The organism is Paraclostridium sp., from assembly GCF_051656405.1.
Taxonomy (GTDB): domain Bacteria; phylum Bacillota; class Clostridia; order Peptostreptococcales; family Peptostreptococcaceae; genus Paraclostridium.
This window is the reverse complement of record NZ_JBOGBV010000022.1, coordinates 1-26,554: the sequence shown is the minus strand read 5'-3', so window position 1 is coordinate 26,554 and position 26,554 is coordinate 1. Positions and strand designations below refer to the sequence as shown.

Below are 26,554 nucleotides of genomic sequence, written 5' to 3'. Positions count from 1 at the left end.
TATTCTGCTTTCTCCACTATAGATTTAGCTTTTTCTTCTGCTTCTACTACTAACCCATCTGAATCTATGTATGATTTTATTATTTCTTCGGAATTTTTTTTCATATCTTCACTTTCTTTATTTGCTTTTTCAATTATTTGGATAGCTTCTTTTTTTGCTTGTTCTATCAAAATTTCTGCATCTTGATTCGCATTGTTAAGTATTTTTTGTCTTTCTTTATTTATCCATACAGCTTGTTTAACTTCTTCTGGAAGTATAACTTTTATGTCTGATATAATACTTAAAACTTCTTCTTTGTCTATTCCTGATTTATGCGAAAAGGGAATTGAACTTGCATTATTTATAGCACTTTCTAACTCCTCTAATAGTTCCATTATTTCTAAATCTATATTCATGTTATTTCCCCCTATTAGTTTTTCTTTTTAATTCTTCTAAAATCACCTTAGGCACTAAATTCTCTATATTTGCATCAAAATTTAACACTTCTTTTATAAGAGATGAACTTATGTATGAATACTTAGTAGTCGTAGGTAATATTACAGTCTCTATATTTGGATTTAACTCTTTATTCATATGAGCCATTTGAAGTTCATACTCTACATCCGCTCCATTTCTTATACCTCTTACTAGAGTCTGGATACCATTTTTTTCACAATAGTTGACTAAAAGCCCATCAAAGCTAACTATTTTTATATTAGAAATATGGTTTGTGCATTCTTTTATTAACTTAACTCTTTCTTCAAATGTAAATAGTCCCTTTTTATTCGGATTATAAAGTACCCCTATTTGTAGTTCATCGAATAATTTAGAAGCTCTTTCTATTATGTCTAAATGCCCATTTGTTATAGGGTCAAAGCTTCCTGCAAATATAGCTTTTCTAACTGTATTTTCCATTATTAATCCTCCATACTATAAAATGTAAGCGTAGTGTTTCCATATTTTTTATTTCTGTTTTTAACTAGGTTCCCAACATTCTCTGGAAATTCTTGTTTTGTATCATGTTCAACAACTATAATACCATCTTCTTTTAGTATGTTTGACTTATCAATTCTCTCTAATGCATCTTGGAACATATCTTTGTAATATGGAGGGTCCATAAATATAACATCAAACTTGTACGAATTATTTTTAACTCTTTCAATTGCCGACTTAAAATCAACATTCATAACTTCACTGTTTTCTTCTACCCTAGCTTTTTTTATATTACTTTTTACTATATCAATACTACTTCTATTTAAATCTACAAATACACATTTGTTAGCACCTCTTGATAAACACTCTATACCTAGAGACCCTGTACCTGCAAATAAATCTAAAATATCTCCATCCATTATGTATGGGTTAATTATATTAAATAAAGATTCTTTAACTCTATCAGTAGTTGGTCTAACATCTTCACTTTTAGGTGTATTTAATTTTAGTCCTCTGGCTTTTCCTGAAATTACTCTCAATATAATTTCTCCTTCCATTTTATTTTATCACAAATTATTTCCTAATTTAATGATATTTCTTCCAATCTATTTTCAAATTTCTTCAATATTTCTTTTTTTATTTTTTCATTTTCATAATTATTAAGTTTTGGATCTTCACTTATTATATATCTAGCCTCTTGTTGAACTATTTTCAATATCTTCATATGCTTAAATATATTAGCCACCTTTAGCTCTGGCAACCCATGTTGTCTTGTTCCAAAAAATTCACCTGGGCCCCTAATCTCAAGGTCTTTTTCTGAGATTTTAAATCCATCTGTTGTTTCTTCCATGATGGACATTCTTTGAGAGCACACTTCTGATTTTGATGAATAAATCAATATACAATAAGACTTATGACTTCCTCTACCAACCCTACCTCTTAACTGATGTAGTTGAGCTAATCCAAATCGTTCTGCATTTTCAATTATCATAAGGGTTGCATTAGGTACATTTACTCCAACTTCAATAACAGTTGTCGATACTAGTATATCTAATTCTTTGTTCTTAAATTTTTTCATTGTTTCATCTTTTTCACTAGGTTTCATTTTACCATGCAAAAGACCTAATCTCAAGTCACTAAAAAATTCACTCTTTAGCTCCTCTACTAAATCTACAGCAGCCTTAGCCTCTATAGCTTCACTTTCTTCTACCAAAGGGCATACTATATAAACTTGTCTACCCTTTTGAACTTCAGACCTTACTAAACTATTATACGCTTTTTCCCTCTTATCCTTATAAACAGCTAAAGTTTCAATAGGTTGTCTTCCTGGTGGAAGTTCATCAATTATAGATATATCTAAATCTCCATACAAAATTAAAGCTAAAGTTCTAGGAATTGGAGTAGCTGTCATAACCAAAATATCAGGATTATATCCCTTTTCTGAAAGTTTATTTCTTTGTCTAACTCCAAATCTATGTTGTTCGTCGGTTATTACTATGCCTAAGTTGTTAAACTCCACCTTATCTTCTATAAGCGCATGAGTTCCAATTAAAATATCAATTTCATTGTCTTTTACTCTTTGTAATACATTCTCTTTTTGTTTTTTCGTTAAACTACCTACCAGCAATCCTACATTAATTCCAAACGGTGATAGCGTTTCATTTAAAGATATAAAGTGTTGTTCTGCTAATATCTCAGTAGGCGCCATTAAAGCCCCTTGATAGCCATTTAAAACACAATTTGCCAATGCTAAAAGTGCTACTACTGTTTTACCACTTCCTACATCTCCTTGAACCAATCTATTCATTACTTTTCCACAGTTCATGTCATCAATAATTTCATTTAAAGCTCGATTTTGTGCGTTTGTAAGTTTAAATGGTAAAGAGTTTAATATTTTAACAAGATTTTGCTCTTTTTCGAACTTAACACCAGATTTTTCAGTAACACCATTTTTGAATAGAAATAGCCCTAGCTGAAGCATTAAAAATTCTTCAAATACTAATCTGTATAGTGCTACTTTTAAACTTTCTTTATTAGTCGGCGAATGTATATTTTTAACTGCAAAATCAATACTGCAAAGTTTATACTTTTGTATAATTTTATTTGGAAGGTATTCCTTAATATAAATTTGCTCATTACTAAAAACAGTTTTCACTATGTTTATAAGCTCTTTATTTGTTAATCCATAGGTCAGTGGATATATAGGCATTATTCCACATGTATTTTTAGGATTGTTGCTCATTTGTTCAACTTCACAAGAACTCATCTCAATTCCATAAGAAGTTTTCTTAACCTTTCCAAATACAAATACAGTATCTCCTTTTTTCAAAGTAGAACTTATATACTCTTGGTTAAAAAATACTAATCTAGCGAAACCCGTTTCATCCCTTACGCCTACCTTAGTTATAACTAGACCCTTTCTAACATTAGACGTCTCTATACTACTTACAATAGCTCTTATAGTTACTTTTTCTTCATCTTTCAGTTCGAATATTTTTCTTAGATTATTTCTATCTTCATATTGTCTTGGAAAATAAAAAAGCAAGTCAGATACAGTAAATATACCTAATTTACTTAATTTATTAGCACGTTTTGGACCAATTCCTTTTACATATTTAATTTCTTTATTTAAATTATTCATATTTATCACCCTAAAAAAAATCCTGTATAATTTAACTTACCTAATAGTAAGATTATACAGGATTTCTGAAATATTATTCAACAGATATTAAATAATAGTATATTGGCTGACCGCCATAATAAAGTTCTATATCTATATCTTCGTATTTTTCTTCTAATATCGATTTAAACTCGTTAGCTTCTTCTTCAGTTACTTCTTCTCCATAGAATAAAGTTATAATTGCGCTGTCTTCGTCTACTAATTTTTCTATTAATCCTAAAGTTATATCTTCTTTCTTTTCTCCTGCCGATAATAGCTTTCCTTCACCTATTCCTATGAAGTTTCCTTCTTTTACTTCTATATCATTCATAATAGTATCTCTAACTGCATAAGTAACTTGCCCTGATTTTACCATTGATAAAGCTTCTACCATTGTAGCTTCATTTTCTTCTACACTTGCATCAGCATTAAAACTTACAAGAGAAGTAAATCCTTGTGGTACGTTTTTACTTGGTATAACTATTATGTTTTTGTCACTTAATGCTTTAGCTTGGTTTGCAGCCATTATTATATTACTATTGTTTGGTAGTATTATAATATTTTCTGCATTTATAGACTCTATAGCTTTCATGAAATCCTCTGTACTAGGATTCATTGTTTGCCCACCTTCTATTATGTAGTCAACTCCAAAGTCTTTAAATATATCTGCTAATCCACTACCCATTGATGTAGCTATAAATCCGTATTCCTTAGCAGGTTCTTCTGATACTGCTGTTTGATTTTCAACTAAAATATTTTCATGCTGAACTTTCATATTCTCTATTTTTATAGTAACTAATTGTCCATATTTTAAAGCCTCTTGAAGTACTGATCCAGGTTCATTAGTATGAACATGAACTTTTATTAATCCTTCATCTCCAACTACCGCTAAACTGTCTCCATAATCTAACATTATGTCTTTTATTTTATCATAAGTTACTTTATTGCTTTCTAATATAAATTCTGTGCAATAAGCAAATTTTATATCATCAGTGTTTATCTCACCTTTCATAGCTTCCACTGAAGAAGAACTTGATGACCCTGGCCTATTAGCAGCAATCACATTACCTTTTAATGCTTCATACATACCTTCATATATAAGTACTAATCCTTTACCACCTGAATCAACAACTCCAGCGTCTTTTAAGTTTTTAAGTAAATCTGGAGTTCTTTCTAAAGACTCATTAGCTTCTCTTATAACCAATTCTAAAAATTTCAGTATATCTTGCTCTTTCTTAGCAGCTTTTATAGCATACTCTCCACTTTCTCTAACTACTGTTAATATAGTTCCTTCTATTGGTTTTATAACAGCCTTATACGCCGTATCTGATCCATTTTTAAATGCTTGAGCTAAATCCATAGAACTTAGTTTTTCTTTTCCTTCTATAGATTTTGTGAATCCTCTTATTATTTGAGATAATATAACACCTGAGTTACCTCTAGCTCCCATTAAAGATCCTTTTGCTAAAGATTTACCTATATTAGTTATATCATCTTCACTAACTTTTGATAATTCTTTCATAGCATAAGATATCGTAAGAGACATATTTGTCCCTGTGTCTCCATCTGGAACTGGGAACACGTTCAGTTTATCTACATAATCTTTACTGTTTTGAAGATTATTTGCACCAGAGACAAACATGTCTCTTAAATTTTTCCCATCAATATATTGAATCATATTTTTCCTCCTAAATTACTTAACTCGTATACCTTGAACATTAACATCTATTTTACTTACTTTTAACGCAGTTATTTTCTCAATTGTATATTTTACTTTATCTATTATGTTATTTGCAACAGTTGATATATTTGTTCCATATTGCATTATTACGTAAAGTTCTATAGCTATAGTTCCGTCTTCTAGTTCTTGTACGCTAACACCTTTAGTAGCATTTTCTCCTTTTAATAATTCAACTATGCCTTTTGTCTTATATGCTAGTCCTACTAATCCATAACTTTCCATCGCAGATTGATATACTATTTGTGCTATAACATGCTTGTCTATTTCTATTGTTCCAAATTCGTTGTTTATTTTAGCGCTCATTGTTTGACCCCCTAAAATTATTTTTAATTTTATTTTTAACTTTAATATTTACTTTATATAGAATTATATATATAATTTTATATGATAACAAGAATTTCTTCAATATGTGTAAGACAAATATATATTTCTATTGCATTTTTTAGAGATTTATGTTAATATAAACTGTGTTTTCAGTGTTATAGTTATCATTTAAGGAGGTGTACGTAAAATGGCAAAGGTATGTAACGTATGTGGTAAAGGTAAGGTTTCAGGAAACCAAGTGAGCCACTCAAATAAACATAGCAGAAGAACTTGGTCTGCTAACTTAAGAAACGTTAGAGCGATAATAGATGGTACTCCAAAGAGAATAAAAGTTTGTACTAGATGTTTACGTTCTGGAAAAGTTGAAAGAGCTTAGTTTTAGTAAAAAAGCCTACACGCAGTAGGCTTTTATTTTTTTGTATCAAGACTATTTTTTTCTCATAAAAAAAACTATTATCTTAGATAAAAATTTTGGACATTTAACAGTTATTACCTTCATTCCAATATCCCCCTTAAAAATAATATTTATTTTACATAAATAACATTACTCCACACCCTATAAGGACAATAGCTAGTAGTATCATCCACATCCAATTTGGAAGTATCAACGCTAAAATTACAGTTAATCCCGTTGCTAAGCATAAAATTCCAAGTAAATTTCTGTATTGATTCCTCAAACTATTCCCTCCTATAAATAACTTCCTACAATATCATATTCATGATTTCTTTTCTTTAATACAAATTACTAAAAATAGGCCAAGCTATACGATATTTTGTTAAAAATATAGAGCCAGCATAGCTTAAACTACACTGGCTCTATATTTTTAACTATCAATAAAGTTCCTTTCTCGACAGTTATTCTACATTTATTACTTTCCATTACATTTGATATACCTATCGGATCTCCATATTCTATAGTTGCATCTTTAAGTGGGTATTCAAGACCTTCAAGAGTTATACCTGTAGAATCTCCATTAACAGGTAAAACAGATATCGTGTCTCCTTTTTTACCGAATATATCGATATACTCATTTTCTATCATATGTAAATCTTCTTTATTATTTTTTATTACAGGATTTAAACCTAATTTTTTGATATAGTACATAAGGTTTATATTAGCGACCGTATGGTCTATACGCCCTCCTAACGCCCCTAAAAGGTCTATATTAACAATGCCTAACCCTTTAGCTAAATGTATACATAATTGCGTATCTGTTTCGTTTTTTCTTTCAGGGAATTTTTTAAAGTTTACACCTTTTTCTTTAAAGTAGTTTTTGGCTTTTAATTCTAAAGAATCTAAATCTCCAAGTATATAATCTGGAACTACTTTTATTTTATATAAAAAATTAGCTCCTCCATCTGCACAGATTATATAATCGTAATTTTCTTTATGTATTGTCTTTTTTAAAAAGTTTAAATCTTCTATTTTCCCGTTTAATAAAATACATGCTTTCATAATATCCTCTTACTTAGATGCATTTAGTCTGAATTCTTTAACAGTAGCTTCTATATCATCACTATTAAATATAGCTGAACCAGCTACTATAACATTAGCTCCTGCTTTTACAACTTCACTTACATTTGAAGGCTTTATACCTCCATCAACTTGTATATCCACATCTAATCCTTTTTCATCTATTAATGCTTTTAACTCTTTTATTTTATCTATCATTGTTCCTATAAATGATTGTCCTCCAAACCCTGGATTCACCGTCATTATAAGTACCATATCTACATCATTTAGTATATATTTAATATTTTCTATAGGCGTTGCTGGGTTTAATGCAACACCAGCTTTAACATTAAATGATTTAATATTTTGTATAGTTCTATGTAAATGAGTACACGCCTCTTCATGAACTACTATCATGTCACATCCAGCATCTACAAAATCCTTTATGTAGTTATCTGGATTCTCTATCATTAAATGAGCATCAAATACCATATTTACATCTTTTCTTAATGATTTAACAATAGCTGGACCTAAAGTTATATTTGGAACAAAATGTCCATCCATAACATCTATATGTAAATATTCACAACCTGCTCTTTCCACTTTCTTAACATCCTCTAATAACCTTGCAAAATCTGCTGATAAAATCGATGGTGCCATCTTTATCATCCTTAATACCTCCTCTTTGATTGTCTCTTTTCTTTTAGTAATTGTAAGTAGCTTTCATATCTTTCTTTAGCTATTTTATTTTCATTTACTCCTTCTTTAACCCCACATATAGGCTCATTCTCATGCATACATCTTCCTCCGAATTTGCACCCATCTGAAAACTCATCAAATTCTATGAAGTATTCCTTTAGTTCACCTTCTTCTATATCATCTAAAGTTAATGAACTAAATCCAGGAGTATCTGCTACCATACCTCCACATTCTAACTTTAAAAGTTCTGCATGTCTCGTTGTATGCTTTCCTCTTTTTATTTTATCACTAACTTCCCCTGTTTGCAGTTGAAATTTACTATCTATATTATTTAATAAAGTTGATTTTCCTACTCCAGAAGGACCTGCAAATACAACTATATTGCCTTTTAATTCCTCTTTTACCTTATCTATATTTGTTTTAGCTTCATTGCTAACCGGTATTACTTTGTAACCACTCGTTTCATATATGCTTTTTAATTTGTTTAGTTCTTCATCTGTAGCTAAATCAGCCTTTGTAAGAACTATAACAATATCTAGAGATTCTCTTTCTGCTAAAACTATGAATCTATCTAGTAATGATAAATTTGGATTTGGATTTTTTATAGAAAATACAATTATCGCTTTATTTACATTAGCTATTGGCGGTCTTACTAATTCTGTGTCTCTATCTTCTATTTCTTCAAGTACACCTTTTTTATTTTCTTCATCAATTATATTTATCTTTACATTATCGCCTACTAAAGGAGTAATTTTTTCTTTTCTAAATATACCTCTAGCTCTACATTCATATACACCTTGGTTTGTATCTATATAATAAAATCCCCCAATACCTTTTGTAATAATTCCTTCTATCATTTAATTCCTCCTATAAAATTTAGTTAAACTTCCAATTAATATTATCTATATTAATTTACATAAATATTACAAAAAAGTCCAATAATTATTAATCATTGGACTTTTTATAATTATTATTTATTACATGTTTAATTTGAACTACTAGTGTTTTGTTCCACTACTCGCACTTTGATGATCTGGAGCTTGGGGTGTTGATGTCCCTGTTCCTTGACCGTCTCCTCCGTTATTATTCCCTTGATCTCCTCCAGTGCTTCCTCCTTGACCATCTCCTCCAGTTTCTCCTGTTCCTGGATCAGTTGTGCCTCCCTCATTACCAGATCCTCCTGTTCCTGGATCAGTTGGTTTTTCTGGTTCTGTTGGTTTTTCTGGTTCTGTTGGTGTCTCTGGCTCTTTTGGCTCTTCAGGTTTAGGTTCTGGCTTTTGTTGAGGTCCTTTACTAACTTCTACATTTACCTTATCCCCCGGCTTTATATTTCCAGAGTTTGGATTTTGAGCTACAACTATATCTTTAGCTTCATTACTATCTACATATTTTACATTTCCTAATTGTAGTTTATTTTCTTTTAAAATATTTCCAGCTTCTCCTAACGTCTTACCTACAACGCTTGGTATAGATGTTTGACTTTGCCCCTTACTTATAGTTAAAGTAATTGTATCTCCTGGATTAACAGGAGTTCCAGCATTTGGAGTTTGTGATATTACATGATTTTTTTCAACGCTATCACTGTATTCCTCTATACTAACCCTTATATTTAGTCCCAACTCATCAGCTTTCTTTTGGGCTTCATCAAGTTCCATGTTTACTAAATTCGGAGCAGTTCCTTCTGCTGTATCCTTATTTTTAAATCCTAAAGCAATTTTGGCTATAACTGCGATTTGTGTTATAAGCACCAAAGTTAAAACTATAGCTGCTATTTTCCATCTTTTTTTACTTTTAGGATTATCCTCTTTTTTATTCTTTTTCTTATTTCTCCTTGAAGAAGATTTTATAGGAACTACATTGTCTAGTTCTTCTTCTACGTCATCTTCTTCATATATATTTTGTGGTTTAGTCTCCGCCAACTTTAAAGCTTTATTTAATTCAGCTTCATCTATTTTTTGAGTAGCGTAATTATCATATTCTTTTATAAAATCTAAATCTATATTTTTTTCTATATACTCTATATCTTCTATTAATTCGTCTGCACCTTGATATCTATCAGCACTAGACTTTGAAGTTAATTTCTTTATTATATTTCTAACACTTTGAGGAATAGAAACTTTCTCTTCTTGAGTAAATTCTATCTCTTCATTTATATGTTGAAGTGCTATAGATATAGGACTTTCTCCTGTAAAAGGAACCCTTCCTATTATCATTTCGTATAATACGATACCTAAAGAGTATAAGTCTGTTGTATTTGAAACAAATTTTCCCTTAGCTTGTTCTGGTGAAAAATAGTGTACCGAACCTATTACACTTCCAGTACTTGTTATAGTTGAACTAGATACAGCCTTAGCTATCCCAAAGTCAGCAACTTTAACAAGTCTTCCTTCATTAGATATAAGTATATTATGAGGTTTTATATCTCTATGTATAATCCCTTTTCTATGTGCCGCACCTAATGCTTTTGCTATTTGTTTAGCTATATCTAACGCTGTATATTCATCTAAAGTACCTTCATTTTTTATTATATCCTTTAAATTTTGTCCTTCTATAAGCTCCATTACTATGTAATGAACTTTTCCATCTTCTCCTACATCATATACATTTACAATGTTAGGATGCGAAAGACTTGCAACGGCTTCAGCTTCTCGTTTAAATTTAGTTAAGAATTCTTCATCATCCACAAATTCTGGTCTTAAAACCTTTATGGCTACAGTTCTGTTTAAAAGCTTATCTCTAGCTTCATATACAAAAGCCATGCCTCCATCGCCTATTTTTTTTATTATTTCATATCTATTTCCTAAAACTGTTTCTCCCACTATATCACCATCCTAATTATAATTAACTAATATAACCGATACATTGTCTTTCCCTGATAGTTCATTCGCCTTATTTATTAAATCTTCAGCTATAATTTCTACTTCATCATCTTTAGATATAATTTCATTTATTTCACTTTTATCTACAAACCCTGTTAATCCATCAGTAGCTAATAAAACTTTATCATCTTTATTAATATCTTTTTTGTAAATATCAACTAATATAATTTGTTCCGTTCCCAGAGCTCTTGTTATAATATTTCTATTTGGGTGTGTTTTTGCTTCTTCTTCAGTTATAGCATGCTTTGCTATAAGTTCTTCGACTAAAGAATGATCTTTTGTAATTTTTTCAAAATTTCCATCGTGTAGCATATAGCATCTGCTATCTCCTACATTTGCAATATATACTTTGCCCTTATGGATTATTACAGTTGTTAATGTAGTCCCCATACCAGTGCATATTTCATCATCTTTAGATTTTTTGTATATTATAGAGTTTACGTTATTATAAGCTTGTTTAAGAATATCATCTATATAATTTATTTTTACAAATTCATTTTGAACTAAGTTATTTTTCAAAAACTTCACTATATTTTCTACAGCTAATTCACTTGCAACTTCACCCTTATTATGGCCACCCATACCGTCAGCTATTGCAAATATTCCTATGTCTCCCGAATTTGTTGATATAATTTCACCTTTGCAATAGTCTTCGTTATTTTTTCTTATTCTTCCAATATGGGAAATACAACTATATTTCATAATTTTCCCCCTTCATCTATTTGTGTTTTCTTCTTAATTGACCACAAGCTCCATTTATATCCGCTCCCATTTCTCTTCTTACAGTAGCTGGTATATTTTTTTCATTTAACATATCTCTAAATTTATATACATAAGTTTTATCTGGTTTTTCATAATCTCTTTCTTCCACTTTGTTTATAGGTATTAAGTTAACATGACATAACATACCCTTTAAAATTTTAGATAATTGATTCGCATCATCGACAGAATCATTTACACCTTTTATTAATGAATACTCAAACGTAACTCTTCTATTAGTACTTTCTATATAGTATTTACACGCATCTATAACTTCCTTTATTGAATATGCATTTGCTATTGGCATTATTTCTTTTCTTGATTTATCAAAAGGAGAATGCAGTGACAATGCTAAGTTTATAGGAATTTTCAAATCTGCTAATTCATACATTTTAGGAACTACTCCACATGTTGATAATGTAATATGTCTATATCCTATATTAAGCCCATTCTTTTCATTTACTAATTTTAAAAACTGCTTAGTATTATCAAAATTATCAAGAGGTTCACCACTTCCCATCAATACAATATTTGACACTCTTTTACCTATATCCTCTTGAATTTGGATTATTTGATCTAATATTTCCCAAGGTTCTAAATTTCTTAGTAATCCATCTATAGTAGATGCGCAAAATCTACATCCCATTCTACATCCAACTTGATTTGATATACATACAGTTACGCCATGTTCATATTCCATCATTACACTTTCTATTATATTCCCATCATTAAGTAAAAATAAATACTTTCTAGTTCCATCAATTTTAGATTCTAATTTTAATTCAACATCTAAGCTGCCTATATATGAAACCTCATCTAATTTTTCTCTTAGAGCTTTTGGTATATTATTCATATCATCAAAAGATTTTGCTCCTTTATAAATCCAGCTAAATATTTGAGATCCTCTAAAAGCTTTCTCTCCTATACTTTTTAAAAACTCTTTTATTTCTTCTTCAGTTAAATTTTTTAAACACGTCTTATTATCCATATAATTGCCTACCTTACTCTCTTAAGTTTTGCTATAAAAAATCCGTCCATACCATGTATATTTGGATAAATTTTTATATATCCTTTATCTTGATTATCTAAATCAATCTTAACTTCATCAATAGGTTCTAATTCAAATTTTTCATTATCTTGTAAGAATTTATTAATTATATCTATATTTTCTTCATCGTGTATAGTACAAGTACTATATATTAAATGACCACCAACTTTAACATACTTAGCTGCATTATTTAAAATAGCGCCTTGTATAACCGGTAAGTCTTTAAGTTCTTCTTCTTTTTTAAACTTTATTTCTGGTTTTCTTTTTATTATTCCCATTCCAGAACAAGGAACATCCGATACTACATAATCGAATTTATCTATACTACTCTCATCTATTTCTAAGGCATCTAAGTTTTCTACTTTTACATTTTTTAATCCCAATCTGTTAACAGTATTATTTATAAGTTTTAATTTATGTTCAAATATATCTCTTGCTATAACTTGTCCACTATTATTCATTAAAGTTGCCAAATGTGTTGTTTTGCCTCCTGGTGCACTACACATATCTAAAACCAAACTACCTTCTTTTGGATTAGTTACTTTTCCTACAAGCATAGAACTTATATCTTGAATTGTGAAAAGGCCGTCTCTAAATAACTTATTACCTTCTATATTTTTAAGATTTTGTACCATTATAGCTTCATCAATTCCATTGACTTTGCTACATACAATTCCTTGAGCCTTTAACTTTTCGATTAATTCATCTTTAGTTATTTTAGTTGTATTTACTCTTATATATAAATTAGGTTTTTCAGAATTAGCTTCTAATAAATCCTCTGTAAATTCTTCTCCAAATACATTCATCCATTTTTGAATTATCCATGGGCTATATGAATACTTTATAGATAAAGTATCTACCTTGTTTTCTTTTTCTATATACATTATAGTCTCTTTGTTTCTTAGTACATTTCTAAGTATAGCATTCACAAATCCTGATGACTTTTCATCATATTTCTTAATAAGCGAAACGCTCTCGTTTACTGCTGCATGCTCTTTTATACTGTCTAAAAATAGTATTTGATAAATTCCTAACCATAATGATATTTTAACATAGGTTGACATTTTTTTCGATTTTATCTTAGATAATTTATCTATTATATAATTTAAATAATATTTATTTTCTATAATTCCATAAATAAGTTCTGTTGCAAGACCTTTTTCCTGATCACTTATATTTACGTTTTTAAAATTTTTGTTAATAGATAGATTTGAATAATTTTTATTTCTTTCTATATCGTATAATGTTTTAAATGCTAATTCTCTTGCGTTCATTAAATACCTCCATATATTTAAATAGAAAAAGTCCTAGAAACCCCTAGGACAATCTCTATTAATCATCACGTCTTTGTGATATTGCAATTAATCTTAATAATTGAAGCACTGATGCTAATGCTGCTGCAACATATGTTAAAGCAGCTGCTGTTAGTACTTCTCTCCCTTGTTTTATCTCTTTTCCTTCTAATATACCTTCATTCCCAATTTGAACCATAGCTCTACTAGACGCATTGAATTCTACTGGTAATGTGATTATTTGGAATATTACAGATGCTGAAAATAATAATATACCAATTTTTAAGAAAGGACCTGTCATAAATAGTCCTATGAATATTAAAAACCAAGATATATTAGATGCAAAGTTCACTACAGGAACTAAGCTACTTCTCATTTGAAGAGGTGCATACCCCTTAGCATGTTGAATTGCATGCCCACATTCATGTGCTGCGACTGAAACAGAAGTAATAGATGTACCATAATAGACATCTTGTGATAATCTAACTACATTGCTTCTTGGATCATAGTGGTCACTAAGACTTCCTCTAACCATTTCAACATTAACATTATAAAGTCCATTTGCATCTAATATTTTTCTAGCCGTTTGTTCTCCTGTATAACCTAATCTACTTTGAACTCTAAAGTATCTACTTGTTGTACTACTTACTTTGAACTGAGCATACATAGTAAATAATATACCTGGTATTAAAATAAACAATGTCGGATCAAAATAATATCCATAGCCATAGTGCATCATATTTAACACTCTCCTATAAAGAATTTTATTGCATTTTCAACTTCATTTGCATCAATTTTTGTATCTACACAAGGCCCATTAGGTCTTTTGTTAAATACTCCTAAAACTGGTACTTGTCTTATATCTTGTACTCCTGCAGTTAAATCTCTCTCGCAAGCTACAGCAACTACAGCCTTAGGTCTAGTTTCTTTTATTTTCTTTCTAGCCAATGTACCTCCAGTTGCTATAAATACCTGTACATTGTACTTATCTTGTAAATCTATTAAATCTTTTACATTACAAAGTCCACAACTTTTGCAATTTCTTACATTTGTAGTTATCTTTAATTTACATTCACTTTTTTGAATACAATGTGGTATTAAAATAAGTATATCTTCAGCCTTTATCTTATACCTATTACTATATATATAATTATTATTTAATTTTATATATACTTTTCTTATTTCATTTTTAGGCACATTTAAAGTATTTCCTAAAACTATAAGTACAGGATATAAAAAGCTAACTATACTAAAGTTAAACTTCATTATATATTTGTTTACTCTTTTATCATTTACAACCATATAGGTAACTAAAGTTGAAAATATAGTAATAATTAATAATAATATTATTACCCCATTTACCAATATAGAAAATATATTTTCAAGACTATTCATAAAAATATTTAATCCCACTAATAAAAATAGTAATATTCCTATTAAGAACACCGTAGTTGTCATGTATTTTTTAAAATTCATAATTTTAACTTCCTAATATAATGTCTGTGTTTATATTATTTCCTTTTATATATTCAGGCACTTCCATTCTTTTCTTTCCAGATATTTGAATCTCTTTAATCTGAACTATTCCTTTGCTTGTAGACACATTTATTCCTTCTTTATCTACACTAATTATAGTTCCAGGCTCTTTATCACTGTTTTTATCTATAACTTTAGTTTTCCATATTTTCATAGTTTGACCTTCATAAGTTGTATAAGCACTAGGCCATGGATTTATTCCTCTTACAAGATTATGTATGTCTATAGCTGATTTATTCCAGTCTATATTTCCTAGTGACTTATTCATTATAGGTGAGTAACAAGTATCTTCATTACTTTGTTTCTCTCTAGGAGCCTCTCCTTTTTCTATTAAGTCTATAGTTTCTTTTAAAACTTCAGCCCCATCTATCATCATTTTATCATGAAGCTCTCCTGCTGTTATTTCATCATCTAAAAGTATTTCACTTTTTAATATCATATCTCCAGTGTCAAGGCCTTCATCCATATACATTGTAGTTACACCTGTTTTTTCTTCTCCATTTATTATAACCCAATTTAAAGGAGCTGCTCCCCTGTATCTTGGTAGTAAAGAAGCATGTACATTAACACATCCATATTTAGGAATATCTAAAATACTCTTTGGAAGTATTTGTCCAAAAGCTACAACCACTATAAGTTCTGGCTTTATTTCTTTTAATGTATCCACAAATGATTCTTCCCTAGCTTTTAAAGGTTGATATACTGGTATATCATATTCTAAAGCTAATTCCTTTACTGGCGGCATAGCTAATTTTTTACCTCTACCCTTAGGTTTATCTGGTTGAGTAACTACTGCTACAACTTCGTGACCTTCATCTATTATTTTCTGTAAGCACGGAACTGCAAATTCTGGAGTTCCCATAAATACTATTTTCATATTTTTCAACTCCTACTACTTCTCAATTTTATCTACAAATAATATTCCATCTAAATGATCTATCTCATGGCAAAATGCTCTTGCTAAAAGTTCTTCACCTTCTATTTCAAACATTTCCCCTTTTCTATTCATAGCTCTAACTTTTGCATAATATGGTCTTGTTACAGGCCCACACTCATTTACAACACTTAAACATCCTTCATCATCAGTTTGAGTTCCAGAAGTTTCTATTATTTCTGGATTTATTAGTTCTATAATCCCATCTCCTACATCTATTACAGCTATTCTTTTTAATATTCCAACTTGAGGAGCTGCAAGTCCTACTCCATCAGCCTCATACATAGTATCTACCATATCATCTAATAATTGGATTATTTTATCATCGATTTTTTCAACATATTTACACTTTTTTCTTAATACCGGTTCTCCTATTTGAACTATTTGTCTTAACGCCATTTTATATTCCTCCTAAAATTTTATAATACACTATAAGGGTTTATATCTATTGATATATTTGTATCCTTATCAAAAACTACATCGCGCTTAGTTATACATATATATTTTATTATACCCTTTAATAGATTAATTTCAATATCATCATCTTTAAATAGTATTTGCCATCTAAAATTTTGATTTATCTTGCTTATAGAACAAGGATTTGGACCTAATATGAACTCTAAATTACTTACACCTCGTTCTCTTAATAGATAAGCTAATGAATCATACATTTTTCTGGCATTTTTCTCTACCTTAGCATTATCTTTTCCACTAATTACAACACTAATCATATTATTAAAAGGAGCATATTCAAATGCTTTTCTTATTTTAATTTCATCTTCATAAAAGCCTTTAAAATCATATTTCATTGCATGTCTAATTGCATAATGGTCAGTATCGTAAGTTTGTAATATAACTTTACCTTCTTTTTCAGATCTTCCTGCTCTTCCTGCTACTTGAGTTATTAACTGGAATGTAGTTTCAGAACTTCTAAAGTCAGGGAATTTCAAAATCATATCCGCAGATAAAATCCCTACCAAAGTAACATTTTCAAAATCTAAACCTTTACTAAGCATTTGAGTACCTATTAATACATCTGCTTTTTTATTTTTAAAATCATTTAGTATATTTTCAAATTCACCTTTTCTAGATGTTGTATCCTTATCTAGCCTTAATACATTTATATTTGGAAAAATTAACTTTATTTCTTCTTCTATTTTTTGAGTTCCTATTCCAAATGGTTTTATATATTTACTTTTACACTCTGGACATTCTTTTGGAATTTCTTTTTCATATCCACAATAATGGCATTTCCCAGTATTATTTTTTTTATGATATGTAAGCGATATATCACAATTTTCACAAGTAAATACATAGCCGCATTTTCTACAAGAAACAAAGTTCGAAAACCCTCTTCTATTTAAAAATAGTATAACTTGATTTCCACAATTTAAAGCAGTTTGTATTTCAACTTTTAATTTATTACTAAAAATACTTTTATTACCTACCATCAGCTCTTCTTTCATATCTACAACTTCGATTTTAGGCATAGGTTTTTTATTGGCTCTTTGATTTATTTCTAATAATTTATATTCTCCATTTAATGCATTAAAATATTCTTCAATAGATGGAGTCGCTGACCCTAAAACTAAGGAAACATCTCTTTTATTAGCTATATATTTAGCAACATCTATAGAGTTAAACTTTGGATTCTTCTCAGACTTATACGCACCTTCATGGAATTCATCTATAATTATAACTCCAAGGCTTGTAAATGGAGCAAATAAAGCCGATCTAGCCCCAATAAGTATCCTTATTTTCCCCTCTTTTATCTGTTTATACACATCATGTTTTTCACCTTCTGATAACTGACTATGAAAAACTCCAACTATGTCTCCAAATTTATTTTTAAATCTTGATATAGTCTGTGGTGTTAGTGAAATTTCTGGGACTAAAACAATACTATCTAATCCTTGACTTAAGGAATACTCTATTATTTCCATATATACTTCTGTCTTTCCACTTCCAGTTACTCCGTGTATCATATATGGTTTTTTATTTTCCTCAAACATTTCGCTTTTTATAATATTTACTGCATTTAATTGTTCTTCATTTAAATTTATTTTTTTATCCTCTACAGAATATATTTCTTTAGGTTTTCTATATAAATCTATTTCTTCAACACATACAAGACCTTTTTCTTTTAATTTTAAGATACTTTGTCTACATGAGGGGAATACTTCATTTATTTTACTTAATTCTATAGGTTTCTTTTCTTGTACAAACTTAATAATTTCTTTTTGCTTACTTCCTAGCCTTACCTTATTTTCTATTATATAGATATCTATGTCATTTATTTTTTTAGATATATCTATAATATAATCTTTTTTCTCGTTTTTATGGTTTTTATATTCCCATTTTACATCTATAATATTTTTTTTCTGTAGTTTATATATTAAGTTATTTAAATTTGGTATTTTCTTTATTTTTTCAAGTTTTATACATCCATTATTTTCTTTAATTATTTTTATTAAATTCATTTCACTATCACTTAAATTATCTAGATTATCATTTATAAGTGTTAAAACTTTATAATTATTTAACTTATAACCTTTTGGATACAATAAGTTTATACAATCTATGTAAGTACATAAGTATTTATTTCTCATCCACCCAATTAAGCTTATATCATCTTTTGAAAAAATTGGTTCTTCATCTAATACATCTACTACTTTTTTAGTCTTTATATCTTCATCTAATTCGCTCACAATATCAAATACAAATGCTTCTACTGGCTTATTATAAATTCCAAAAGGAACTAGTACTCTATGTCCAATTTTTATATTTTCACTTAAAAACCCTGGAATTTCATATGTAAATAAATTGTCAGTGTATATAGAGTTATTTCTCACTATCACTTTTGCAAATCGCTTCATAATTTAACCTCTATTTCAAATTTATATCGTTATTATCATTTACAGTAAGTTCATTCTTTATAAGTTCATATATTATATCTATTTCATTTGCCTATAAATGAAAATTAAGCATCTATATAAATATAGATGCTTATTTGTTTAATAGAGTTTTTATTTTGTCTAAGATAACATCTGCTACCTCTTCTTTTTTCATTTTAGGATGTTCTTGTACAACACCCTCTCTATCTATAATCTTAACTATATTGGTATCAACACCAAATCCAGCACCATCTTGAGTTAAGTCATTTGCCACGATAAAATCTAAATTTTTCTTTTGAATTTTATTTTTAGCATTTTCTAATAAATCATTAGTTTCTGCTGCAAATCCAACTAAAATCTTATTGTTTTTTATTTTTCCTAATTCTAAAGCAATATCTTTAGTTCTATCTAGTCTTATACTTAAATCATCATCAGATTTTTTTATTTTATTATCTGAGTATTCCTTAGGTCTATAATCTGCAACTGCAGCGCTCTTTATAATAACTTGATTTTCATCCATATTTTCTAAAACAGCATTATACATATCTTCTGCTGATTCTATTTGAATAAATTTCTTTAAATTCTGAGGTGGAACTATATTTGTAGGCCCAGATACTAATGTTACGTCTGCTCCTCTTTCTATTGCCTTTTTAGCTATAGAGTATCCCATTTTTCCAGTTGATCTATTAGTTATGTATCTTACTGGATCAATACTTTCAACTGTAGGTCCAGCAGTTATTATCATGCTAGTACCTTCTAAATCTTTTTTAATTTCTAAAAGTTCAATTATACTATTAAAAATAGTATCAACAGATGCAAGTTTTCCTGATCCTATATCTCCGCAAGCTAATCTTCCGCTTTCTGGTTCTACAAACTTATAATCTAAATCTTTTAAAGTTTGCATATTTCTTTGTACAACAGGATTTTCATACATATTAGTATTCATAGCTGGAGCTATAAGAACTTTTGCTTTTGTAGCCATAATAGTCGTAGTCAACATGTCGTCTGCAATCCCATTAGCTACTTTACCTATTACATTTGCAGTAGCCGGAGCTAATACAAATACATCTGCTTTCTTAGCTAATGATATATGTTCTACATCCCAAGTTTTTGGAGATTCAAACATATCTTCAACTACATAGTTTTGACTTAATGTCTGAAATGTAAGTGGAGCTACAAATTCTGTTGCTGATTTGGTCATTATTACATGTACATTTACACCTGTTTTTTTCAACTTGCTAACTAAATCACAAGCCTTATAAACAGCTATTCCTCCACATACGCCTATAACAACAGTCTTATCTTTTAGCATGATATTACTCCTCTATTATATTTTGAGTTTGAGCTAATAAGTGCTTAGCTTCTTCTATCTCTATTTCTTCCTCAGTTAATTTTCTAAATGATATTTTTCTATCTGCAACTTCTTGAGTAGCTAAAGTAACAGGCTTTATTTCTTGATGCTTAGTAGTAGGAAGGTATGGAGTAGCTCCATCTATTAATTCTCTAGATCTTTTAGCTACAGTTACTACTAAGTAGTATCTATTATCTATTTGGTTTAATACCTCATTTATTGATGGTTTTATCATTTTTATAATTCCTCCTTGAATTTCTTTATTATATTATCTTTGTATCTATAAACTTTATTTTTTTCAGCTGATATTATATGTTCTAATTCTTGAGCTGAATTTTTCACATCTTTATTTACTATAAAGTAATCGTAACTTTCTATTTGACATATTTCATCCATTGCACAACTAAATCTTTTATTTATTTGTTCTACAGTTTCTGTTCCTCTTCCAACTATTCTATTTTTAAGTTCGTCAAGAGATGGAGGAAGTATAAATATGAATACCCCTTCTGGATAAACTTCTTTTATTTGTCTAGCTCCTTGCATTTCTATTTCTAAAACAACGTCATGTCCATTTTCTAGATTTTCTAAAATTGCAGCTTTAGGCGTACCATAAAAATTATCATATATTTGAGCATGCTCTAACAGTTCATTGTTAACTATCATTGATTTAAACTTATCTTTAGTTACAAAGAAATAGTTAACTCCATCTACTTCACCGTCTCTTGGATTTCTTGTAGTAGCTGAAACTGATAACTTTACATCCTCGTTATTATTTAAAAATTCTTTACATATAGTTCCTTTTCCTGCTCCTGACGGTCCAGAAACAACTAGCAATAAACCTTTCCTCTTCATCTATATCTTCCTTTCTAATTCTCTATATTATCATCTTTGTCTGTGAATCTATGTGCTACGGTTTCTGGTTGTACCGATGATAATATTATATACTGACTATCAGTTATTATAACTGCTCTAGTCTTTCTACCATAAGTAGCATCAATTAGTCTTCCATTTTCTTTGCTTTCTTGTATTAATCTTCTTATAGGAGCTGATTCTGGACTTACTATAGCAACTACCTTGTTAGCCATAACTACATTCCCATATCCTATATTTATAAGGTTCGTACTCATAAACGCATCTCCTATTCTATGTTTTGTATCTGTTCTCTTATTTTCTCTAGTTCGCTTTTTACTTCAACAACTAAATTAGTTATATTCAAATCAGATGATTTTGATCCTATAGTATTAGTTTCTCTGTTCATCTCTTGTATTAAAAAGTCTATTTTTCTTCCTATAGACTCATCTTTATGTATAGCTTTTTTAAGTTGTGTTATATGACTTTTAAATCTTACTATTTCTTCTGTTATACTGCATTTATCTGCATATATAGCAACTTCTTGAGCTAATCTATTTTCATCTACAAGACTTGGGTTTTCTAAAATATCAGCTATCCTGCCGTTTAATTTTTCTTTATATTCATTAACAACATTATATGAGTAGTTTTCTATTTGTTCAATATAATCTTTTAACAAATCACATCTCATATCTATATCATTAGCAAGTTTTAAGCCTTCTTCAACCCTCATATCTTTTAACTTAACTAAACAGTCATTTAATGCATCTCTTAGCATTAACCATAATAAATCTTCGTCTTCTTCTTTTTCTTCACTTTTTATTATATCAGGGAATTTTGCTATATTCATAACTGTTATATCATCTTGTAAGTTAAATGTGTCTTTTATATTATTTAATATATTTACATACTCAGAAGCTAACTTCTCATCAAATTTTAAGTTTACATCTTCACTACCTACTAAGTCAAGTTTTATATATAAATCAACTCTACCTCTTTTTATATAATCTTTGACTACATTTCTTATTTTATCCTCTAGAAAAGATATTTTTCTAGGAAGACGTGTGTTTATATCTACGTACTTATGGTTTATAGTTCTACATTCTACTGTAAAATGATAGTTATCATTTTTGTATTCGCCTCTTCCAAACCCTGTCATACTAATAGCCATATGCTATACCTCCAAAGTTCCTTCACATATTTTAACTGCATTTCCTATCATATATATATCATCAAGAAGCTCTATTCTTACGCTTCCACCTTCTGATTTTACGTTAACTATTTCATTAACTTTACCTAAATAGTTAGCTAAAATTACAGAAGCTGTCATACCTGTCCCACATCCTAGAGTATATCCGCATCCTCTTTCCCATGTGTATACATGTATGTTATCTTTATCATCAACTTTAACAAAATTAACGTTAGTTTTATTTGGGAAAATTTCATTTTCTTCTATAAGTTTTCCATATTTATATATATCTTCTTTTATAAGTTCATCTACGAATACAATAGTATGTGGCACTCCCATTAGAATTGAACTTACTTCTACTTCATTATTATTTATTAATAGCTTTTCTTTTATAAAGACTTCTTTATTTGTATTTACTGGAATGTTTTTTGGATTGAAATTTGGTTTTCCCATATTTACTCTTATAGTATAATTTTTTTCACTTTCTATATTTAAAGATATTTTTTTTATTCCGTCAAGTGTGTACACACTAAATTCTGTATCTTTTACTATGTTATTGTCATACACAAACTTACAAAAACATCTTAATCCATTTCCACACATATTAGCTCTTGATCCATCAGAGTTATAATATACCATTTCTACATCAGATATATCAGAGGTTTTAACTACTAGTAGTCCATCAGCTCCAACGCCAAATCTTCTATGACAAACTTTTTTAGCTAAATCTGAGTAGTCGTTAGAATCTTCATTGTCAAACCTACCATCAATTGCTATAAAATCATTTCCGACTCCATGTAATTTCCAGAAGTTCATTTATATCCCCCCTATAAAATTGAATTCTTAGCTTATTATACAATATTTTGTTCATAAAAGGAAATTATATTGAGTGTAAACTCTATATTATTTTAGACTATATTCTCAATATTATATTCACATTATTATTTATATGTGTAATAATTTACTTACTTAATAAATTTTGAAAGGAATGATATTATGGCATTCGATGGTTTAGTTGTTCATTCAATCTGTGATGAGCTGTCTTCTAAGTTAGTTGGAGGAAAAATAGATAAGATATATCAACCAGAAAACGATGAAATAGTTTTACATATACGAAACAATAAAGAGAATTTTAAGCTAGTACTTAGTGCAAGCTCATCTAATCCTAGAATTTACCTTTCTAGTTCATATAAAAAGGAAAATCCTATGAATGCTCCTATGTTTTGTATGTTACTTAGAAAGTATATTCAAAGTGGAAACATAGTTAGCGTTTCTCAAATTGGATTTGAGAGAATTGTAAAAATCACTGTTGAATCTTTAGATGAATTAAAATCAAAAACTACTAAAGATTTAATAATAGAAATAATGGGGAGACATAGTAATATAATTTTAACTCATGAAGAAGATAAAATAGTTGATTCAATAAAAAGAATACCTCCTAGTATTAGTAGGGTTAGACAGCTTCTTCCAGGTATAAAATATACACTACCTCCTGCTCAAGATAAGTTAGATCCACTTGAATTAATTTCTAAAGATCAGTTTAAAGAATTACTTCAAGATTTTAATGGTCCTATATTAAAATCTATATATTCTAAGTTTTTAGGCATAAGTCCAACTGTATCTAAGGAAATATGTTTTAGATCAAATTTAGATAGCTCTACGATGTCTTCAGATTTAAGTGATGAACGCTTTGATAGGTTATATGTAGAGTTTATAAATGTTATGCAGGATTTAAAAAATGCAAATTATAATCCATCCTTAGCTTTAGATCCTTCTATTGATAAGCTTTTAGATTTTAGTTGTATACATCTATCTCTATTTAATGAATTAAAAGTTGTTCATAATGAAAGTATTTCATCAATAATAGAAAGCTTCTATGCAAATAAAGATGCTAAAGAAAGAATAAATCAACGTGCATCAGACTTTAAGAAAAGCATATCTATAAAGTTAGATAGACTTTATAATAAATTAAAGAAACAAGAATTAGAGCTTAAAGAATCTGATAATGCTATGATCTACAAAATTAAGGGAGAGCTTATAACTTCATACATTTATATGGTTGAAAAGGGGATGAAGTCTGTAGAGGTTCAAAATTTCTATGATGAAAACTGTTCTACAGTAAAAATTGATTTAAATCCAAACTTAACTCCATCTGAAAACGCTCAAAAATACTTTAAAAAGTATACTAAATTAAAACATGCAAAGAAGGAGGTAAGTGCTCAAGTTGAACTTAGCTTAGAGGAAATTAATTATCTTGAAAATATAATGCTTAGTGTAGACAACTGTGATAACCTAGCTGAACTTAACGATATAAAAGAAGAACTTCAAAAACTTGGATATATGCGTGGCAAGGTTAAATCAAAAAAAGAAAAAAATACTTTGACTACTAAACCAAATGAATTTTTATCTTCTGATGGATTTACAATCTTGGTAGGTAAAAACAATAAGCAAAATGATTTTCTTACTCTTAGAGTCGCTAATAATGATGATTTATGGATGCATACTAAAAATATCCCAGGTTCTCACGTAATAATAAAATCAGATGGTAAGGAAATCCCCGAATCAACTATTTTTGAAGGAGCAATGCTAGCTGCATTTTTCAGTAAATCTAAAATGTCAGCTCAAGTTCCAGTTGATTATACCTTAAAGAAAAATGTGAAAAAACCAAATGGTTCTAAACCAGGAATGGTTATATATGAAACAAATAGTACTATTTATGTAACTCCAGCTGAAGAGTTAGTAGTTAAATTAAAAAAACAGGGTTAAACCCTGTTTTTTTAATTTCTATTTATAATTATATAAGCTGAGAGTTAAGAACTTCTGATTCTTTCTCAGTATCCTTTTTGAAGTCTTCTTTATTTAATACTCTATTTAGTATAATACCTACTATTGCAGCTAAACTTAACCCTGTAATTGTAACAGTTTTAGTTACAGGTATTCCTATAACAATTCCTTTATTACTTAAGTAAGTAGTTCCTAAGCCTATTACCATTATAGTAGCTATTATTATTATATTCTTTTTACTTTCTACACATTTGCTATCGTTTATTGTTTTTAACCCTACATATGAAATCATAGAGAATAACATCATACTTATTCCACCCATAACTTCTGTAGGTATACTTTGTAAAAACCCTCCAAACTTGCTTACACATGCTAGTAATATTGCACATATAGCAGTTCTTCTTAATATTGATGGATCATAATTTTTAGTTATAGCAAGTACTGCTGTATTTTCTCCATAAGTCGTATTTGCTGGTCCTCCTAAAAATCCTGCCATAATAGTAGCCAATGCATCTCCCATTAACGTTCTGTGAAGCCCTGGTTCTTCTATGAAATTCTTTCCTACTACAGTTCCATTGGTAGTCATGTCTCCTATATGTTCCATGAATACCGCTAAAACTACAGGTGCAATTAAAACTATAGCTTGTAAACTAAATTTTGGTAGTGTAAATTGTGGTATTTGTAAAAGAGCCGTATTTGTACTCATAAATGAAATATCTACATTCCCTAGTATTAAAGATACAGTGTATCCTATAGCTACAGCTATTATTATATTTAATTGCTTTATAAATCCTTTACAAAATACATTTATTACTATTGCTAATCCTAATGTCATAATTGCTATTAAAAAATTATTTGATGCCATATCAACTGCAGTTGGTAATAGATTAAGTCCTATAACTGCTATCATTGCTCCAACCACTTGAGCTGGGAAATATTTTTTAATCTTATCTACGCCTACTTTTTTTATAACTGCTGCCATTATTAAATATATAATTCCGGCTATTATTATTCCACCTTGGGCATATGCTAAATCTCCATTGTGAGCTTCTTTAGCAGCTATTATAACCGGTATAAATGCAAAACTTGAACCTAGGAAAACTGGAACTACGCCTTTTGTACATGCATGGAAAATTAATGTCCCTACTCCTGCACAGAAAATAGCAACCGCTGGATTAAATCCTGTTAATATTGGTACTAAAACTGTAGCTCCAAACATAGCTAATAAATGTTGTAATGATAACATTGTTT

28 protein-coding genes are annotated in these 26,554 nt (G+C 29.1%); 2 read left to right on the top strand and 26 right to left on the bottom strand.

Translation table 11 applies throughout. The features are described 5' to 3' along the window. The 6 genes from ACRDDE_RS03645 to ACRDDE_RS03620 all read right to left on the bottom strand — a co-directional run. Positions 1-395: hypothetical protein (locus tag ACRDDE_RS03645; protein ID WP_438625596.1), on the bottom strand; the 395-nt coding region annotated here is incomplete at its 3' end. A gap of 1 nt (position 396) precedes the next feature. Next, entirely contained in the window at positions 397-894 is a 498-nt protein-coding gene (gene coaD, locus ACRDDE_RS03640) for a pantetheine-phosphate adenylyltransferase (RefSeq protein ID WP_021433837.1), read from the bottom strand. Between the two features lie 2 nt (positions 895-896). Further along, the gene (gene rsmD / locus ACRDDE_RS03635; protein WP_021430067.1) at positions 897-1,451 is read right to left on the bottom strand and encodes a 16S rRNA (guanine(966)-N(2))-methyltransferase RsmD; all 555 of its coding nucleotides are present in this window, start codon (positions 1,449-1,451) and stop codon (positions 897-899) included. Between the two features lie 41 nt (positions 1,452-1,492). Continuing rightward, the gene (gene recG, locus ACRDDE_RS03630) at positions 1,493-3,553 is read right to left on the bottom strand and encodes an ATP-dependent DNA helicase RecG (RefSeq protein WP_438625594.1); all 2,061 of its coding nucleotides are present in this window, start codon (positions 3,551-3,553) and stop codon (positions 1,493-1,495) included. 73 nt (positions 3,554-3,626) lie between these two features. Beyond that, positions 3,627-5,249 carry a DAK2 domain-containing protein gene (locus ACRDDE_RS03625; protein ID WP_438625592.1) on the bottom strand — a complete coding sequence of 541 codons (1,623 nt, stop codon included), beginning with the start codon at positions 5,247-5,249 and terminating at the stop codon, positions 3,627-3,629. Between the two features lie 15 nt (positions 5,250-5,264). After that, positions 5,265-5,615, bottom strand: a complete 351-nt coding sequence (locus ACRDDE_RS03620) for an Asp23/Gls24 family envelope stress response protein (protein ID WP_021429975.1) — start codon at positions 5,613-5,615, stop codon at positions 5,265-5,267. 208 nt (positions 5,616-5,823) lie between these two features. Here ACRDDE_RS03620 and rpmB point away from each other — a divergent pair, with 208 nt between their 5' ends. After that, positions 5,824-6,012, top strand: a complete 189-nt coding sequence (rpmB, locus tag ACRDDE_RS03615) for a 50S ribosomal protein L28 (RefSeq protein WP_021122933.1) — start codon at positions 5,824-5,826, stop codon at positions 6,010-6,012. Positions 6,013-6,166: 154 nt separating this feature from the next. Here the strand turns inward: rpmB and ACRDDE_RS03610 are convergent, their stop codons facing one another. From ACRDDE_RS03610 to dapF, 19 genes are all read right to left on the bottom strand, one after another. Next, positions 6,167-6,313: a hypothetical protein gene (locus tag ACRDDE_RS03610; RefSeq protein ID WP_021430102.1), complete on the bottom strand. Its 147-nt coding sequence runs from the start codon at positions 6,311-6,313 to the stop codon at positions 6,167-6,169. 128 nt (positions 6,314-6,441) lie between these two features. After that, positions 6,442-7,092: a thiamine diphosphokinase gene (locus tag ACRDDE_RS03605; RefSeq protein WP_438625590.1), complete on the bottom strand. Its 651-nt coding sequence runs from the start codon at positions 7,090-7,092 to the stop codon at positions 6,442-6,444. A gap of 9 nt (positions 7,093-7,101) precedes the next feature. Then, positions 7,102-7,758 carry a ribulose-phosphate 3-epimerase gene (gene rpe / locus ACRDDE_RS03600; protein WP_438625588.1) on the bottom strand — a complete coding sequence of 219 codons (657 nt, stop codon included), beginning with the start codon at positions 7,756-7,758 and terminating at the stop codon, positions 7,102-7,104. 2 nt (positions 7,759-7,760) lie between these two features. Beyond that, the gene (gene rsgA, locus ACRDDE_RS03595) at positions 7,761-8,645 is read right to left on the bottom strand and encodes a ribosome small subunit-dependent GTPase A (protein WP_438625586.1); all 885 of its coding nucleotides are present in this window, start codon (positions 8,643-8,645) and stop codon (positions 7,761-7,763) included. 141 nt (positions 8,646-8,786) lie between these two features. Beyond that, positions 8,787-10,607 carry a Stk1 family PASTA domain-containing Ser/Thr kinase gene (pknB, locus tag ACRDDE_RS03590; protein ID WP_438625584.1) on the bottom strand — a complete coding sequence of 607 codons (1,821 nt, stop codon included), beginning with the start codon at positions 10,605-10,607 and terminating at the stop codon, positions 8,787-8,789. Between the two features lie 12 nt (positions 10,608-10,619). Continuing rightward, complete coding sequence (locus ACRDDE_RS03585; protein ID WP_438625582.1) at positions 10,620-11,369, bottom strand: Stp1/IreP family PP2C-type Ser/Thr phosphatase; 750 nt, start codon at positions 11,367-11,369, stop codon at positions 10,620-10,622. Between the two features lie 16 nt (positions 11,370-11,385). After that, the gene (gene rlmN / locus ACRDDE_RS03580; RefSeq protein WP_438625580.1) at positions 11,386-12,414 is read right to left on the bottom strand and encodes a 23S rRNA (adenine(2503)-C(2))-methyltransferase RlmN; all 1,029 of its coding nucleotides are present in this window, start codon (positions 12,412-12,414) and stop codon (positions 11,386-11,388) included. 8 nt (positions 12,415-12,422) lie between these two features. Further along, complete coding sequence (rsmB, locus tag ACRDDE_RS03575; protein WP_438625579.1) at positions 12,423-13,748, bottom strand: 16S rRNA (cytosine(967)-C(5))-methyltransferase RsmB; 1,326 nt, start codon at positions 13,746-13,748, stop codon at positions 12,423-12,425. Positions 13,749-13,806: 58 nt separating this feature from the next. Beyond that, entirely contained in the window at positions 13,807-14,505 is a 699-nt protein-coding gene (locus tag ACRDDE_RS03570) for a zinc metallopeptidase (protein WP_438625578.1), read from the bottom strand. Positions 14,506-14,507: 2 nt separating this feature from the next. After that, entirely contained in the window at positions 14,508-15,242 is a 735-nt protein-coding gene (locus ACRDDE_RS03565; RefSeq protein ID WP_438625576.1) for a DUF116 domain-containing protein, read from the bottom strand. Positions 15,243-15,246: 4 nt separating this feature from the next. Then, positions 15,247-16,179 carry a methionyl-tRNA formyltransferase gene (gene fmt, locus ACRDDE_RS03560; protein WP_438625574.1) on the bottom strand — a complete coding sequence of 311 codons (933 nt, stop codon included), beginning with the start codon at positions 16,177-16,179 and terminating at the stop codon, positions 15,247-15,249. A 15-nt stretch (positions 16,180-16,194) separates the two neighbouring features. Next, entirely contained in the window at positions 16,195-16,635 is a 441-nt protein-coding gene (def, locus tag ACRDDE_RS03555; protein ID WP_438625572.1) for a peptide deformylase, read from the bottom strand. A gap of 20 nt (positions 16,636-16,655) precedes the next feature. Beyond that, complete coding sequence (gene priA / locus ACRDDE_RS03550) at positions 16,656-19,112, bottom strand: primosomal protein N' (protein WP_438625570.1); 2,457 nt, start codon at positions 19,110-19,112, stop codon at positions 16,656-16,658. A 130-nt stretch (positions 19,113-19,242) separates the two neighbouring features. Continuing rightward, positions 19,243-20,442, bottom strand: a complete 1,200-nt coding sequence (gene coaBC, locus ACRDDE_RS03545) for a bifunctional phosphopantothenoylcysteine decarboxylase/phosphopantothenate--cysteine ligase CoaBC (protein WP_438625568.1) — start codon at positions 20,440-20,442, stop codon at positions 19,243-19,245. Positions 20,443-20,446: 4 nt separating this feature from the next. After that, positions 20,447-20,716, bottom strand: a complete 270-nt coding sequence (gene rpoZ / locus ACRDDE_RS03540; RefSeq protein WP_438625566.1) for a DNA-directed RNA polymerase subunit omega — start codon at positions 20,714-20,716, stop codon at positions 20,447-20,449. 2 nt (positions 20,717-20,718) lie between these two features. After that, positions 20,719-21,333 (bottom strand): guanylate kinase, encoded by a 615-nt coding sequence (gene gmk / locus ACRDDE_RS03535; RefSeq protein WP_438625565.1) that lies wholly within the window; start codon positions 21,331-21,333, stop codon positions 20,719-20,721. A 14-nt stretch (positions 21,334-21,347) separates the two neighbouring features. Continuing rightward, a complete protein-coding gene (gene remA, locus ACRDDE_RS03530; protein WP_021430041.1) occupies positions 21,348-21,608 on the bottom strand; it encodes an extracellular matrix/biofilm regulator RemA in 261 nt (86 codons plus the stop codon). An 11-nt stretch (positions 21,609-21,619) separates the two neighbouring features. Beyond that, entirely contained in the window at positions 21,620-22,501 is an 882-nt protein-coding gene (locus ACRDDE_RS03525) for a YicC/YloC family endoribonuclease (RefSeq protein ID WP_438625563.1), read from the bottom strand. Positions 22,502-22,504: 3 nt separating this feature from the next. After that, on the bottom strand, positions 22,505-23,335 hold the full coding sequence (dapF, locus tag ACRDDE_RS03520; protein WP_438625562.1) for a diaminopimelate epimerase: 831 nt from the start codon (positions 23,333-23,335) through the stop codon (positions 22,505-22,507). 180 nt (positions 23,336-23,515) lie between these two features. On the opposite strand from dapF, the gene ACRDDE_RS03515 reads away from it, so the two are divergent. Then, a complete protein-coding gene (locus tag ACRDDE_RS03515; RefSeq protein ID WP_438625560.1) occupies positions 23,516-25,285 on the top strand; it encodes an Rqc2 family fibronectin-binding protein in 1,770 nt (589 codons plus the stop codon). 28 nt (positions 25,286-25,313) lie between these two features. Here ACRDDE_RS03515 and ACRDDE_RS03510 read toward each other — a convergent pair. Further along, positions 25,314-26,554: uracil-xanthine permease family protein (locus ACRDDE_RS03510; RefSeq protein ID WP_438625558.1), on the bottom strand; the 1,241-nt coding region annotated here is incomplete at its 5' end.

Bases quoted from the DNA above. Each gene is read 5' to 3' on its own strand.
- coaD (WP_021433837.1), bottom strand. From the start codon at position 894: ATGGAAAATACAGTTAGAAAAGCTATATTTGCAGGAAGCTTTGACCCT.
- recG (WP_438625594.1), bottom strand. From the start codon at position 3,553: ATGAATAATTTAAATAAAGAAATTAAATATGTAAAAGGAATTGGTCCA.
- ACRDDE_RS03625 (WP_438625592.1), bottom strand. From the start codon at position 5,249: ATGATTCAATATATTGATGGGAAAAATTTAAGAGACATGTTTGTCTCT.
- ACRDDE_RS03620 (WP_021429975.1), bottom strand. From the start codon at position 5,615: ATGAGCGCTAAAATAAACAACGAATTTGGAACAATAGAAATAGACAAG.
- rpmB (WP_021122933.1), top strand. From the start codon at position 5,824: ATGGCAAAGGTATGTAACGTATGTGGTAAAGGTAAGGTTTCAGGAAAC.
- ACRDDE_RS03605 (WP_438625590.1), bottom strand. From the start codon at position 7,092: ATGAAAGCATGTATTTTATTAAACGGGAAAATAGAAGATTTAAACTTT.
- rpe (WP_438625588.1), bottom strand. From the start codon at position 7,758: ATGATAAAGATGGCACCATCGATTTTATCAGCAGATTTTGCAAGGTTA.
- rsgA (WP_438625586.1), bottom strand. From the start codon at position 8,645: ATGATAGAAGGAATTATTACAAAAGGTATTGGGGGATTTTATTATATA.
- ACRDDE_RS03585 (WP_438625582.1), bottom strand. From the start codon at position 11,369: ATGAAATATAGTTGTATTTCCCATATTGGAAGAATAAGAAAAAATAAC.
- rlmN (WP_438625580.1), bottom strand. From the start codon at position 12,414: ATGGATAATAAGACGTGTTTAAAAAATTTAACTGAAGAAGAAATAAAA.
- rsmB (WP_438625579.1), bottom strand. From the start codon at position 13,748: ATGAACGCAAGAGAATTAGCATTTAAAACATTATACGATATAGAAAGA.
- ACRDDE_RS03570 (WP_438625578.1), bottom strand. From the start codon at position 14,505: ATGATGCACTATGGCTATGGATATTATTTTGATCCGACATTGTTTATT.
- ACRDDE_RS03565 (WP_438625576.1), bottom strand. From the start codon at position 15,242: ATGAATTTTAAAAAATACATGACAACTACGGTGTTCTTAATAGGAATA.
- fmt (WP_438625574.1), bottom strand. From the start codon at position 16,179: ATGAAAATAGTATTTATGGGAACTCCAGAATTTGCAGTTCCGTGCTTA.
- def (WP_438625572.1), bottom strand. From the start codon at position 16,635: ATGGCGTTAAGACAAATAGTTCAAATAGGAGAACCGGTATTAAGAAAA.
- priA (WP_438625570.1), bottom strand. From the start codon at position 19,112: ATGAAGCGATTTGCAAAAGTGATAGTGAGAAATAACTCTATATACACT.
- coaBC (WP_438625568.1), bottom strand. From the start codon at position 20,442: ATGCTAAAAGATAAGACTGTTGTTATAGGCGTATGTGGAGGAATAGCT.
- rpoZ (WP_438625566.1), bottom strand. From the start codon at position 20,716: ATGATAAAACCATCAATAAATGAGGTATTAAACCAAATAGATAATAGA.
- gmk (WP_438625565.1), bottom strand. From the start codon at position 21,333: ATGAAGAGGAAAGGTTTATTGCTAGTTGTTTCTGGACCGTCAGGAGCA.
- remA (WP_021430041.1), bottom strand. From the start codon at position 21,608: ATGAGTACGAACCTTATAAATATAGGATATGGGAATGTAGTTATGGCT.
- ACRDDE_RS03525 (WP_438625563.1), bottom strand. From the start codon at position 22,501: ATGGCTATTAGTATGACAGGGTTTGGAAGAGGCGAATACAAAAATGAT.
- dapF (WP_438625562.1), bottom strand. From the start codon at position 23,335: ATGAACTTCTGGAAATTACATGGAGTCGGAAATGATTTTATAGCAATT.
- ACRDDE_RS03515 (WP_438625560.1), top strand. From the start codon at position 23,516: ATGGCATTCGATGGTTTAGTTGTTCATTCAATCTGTGATGAGCTGTCT.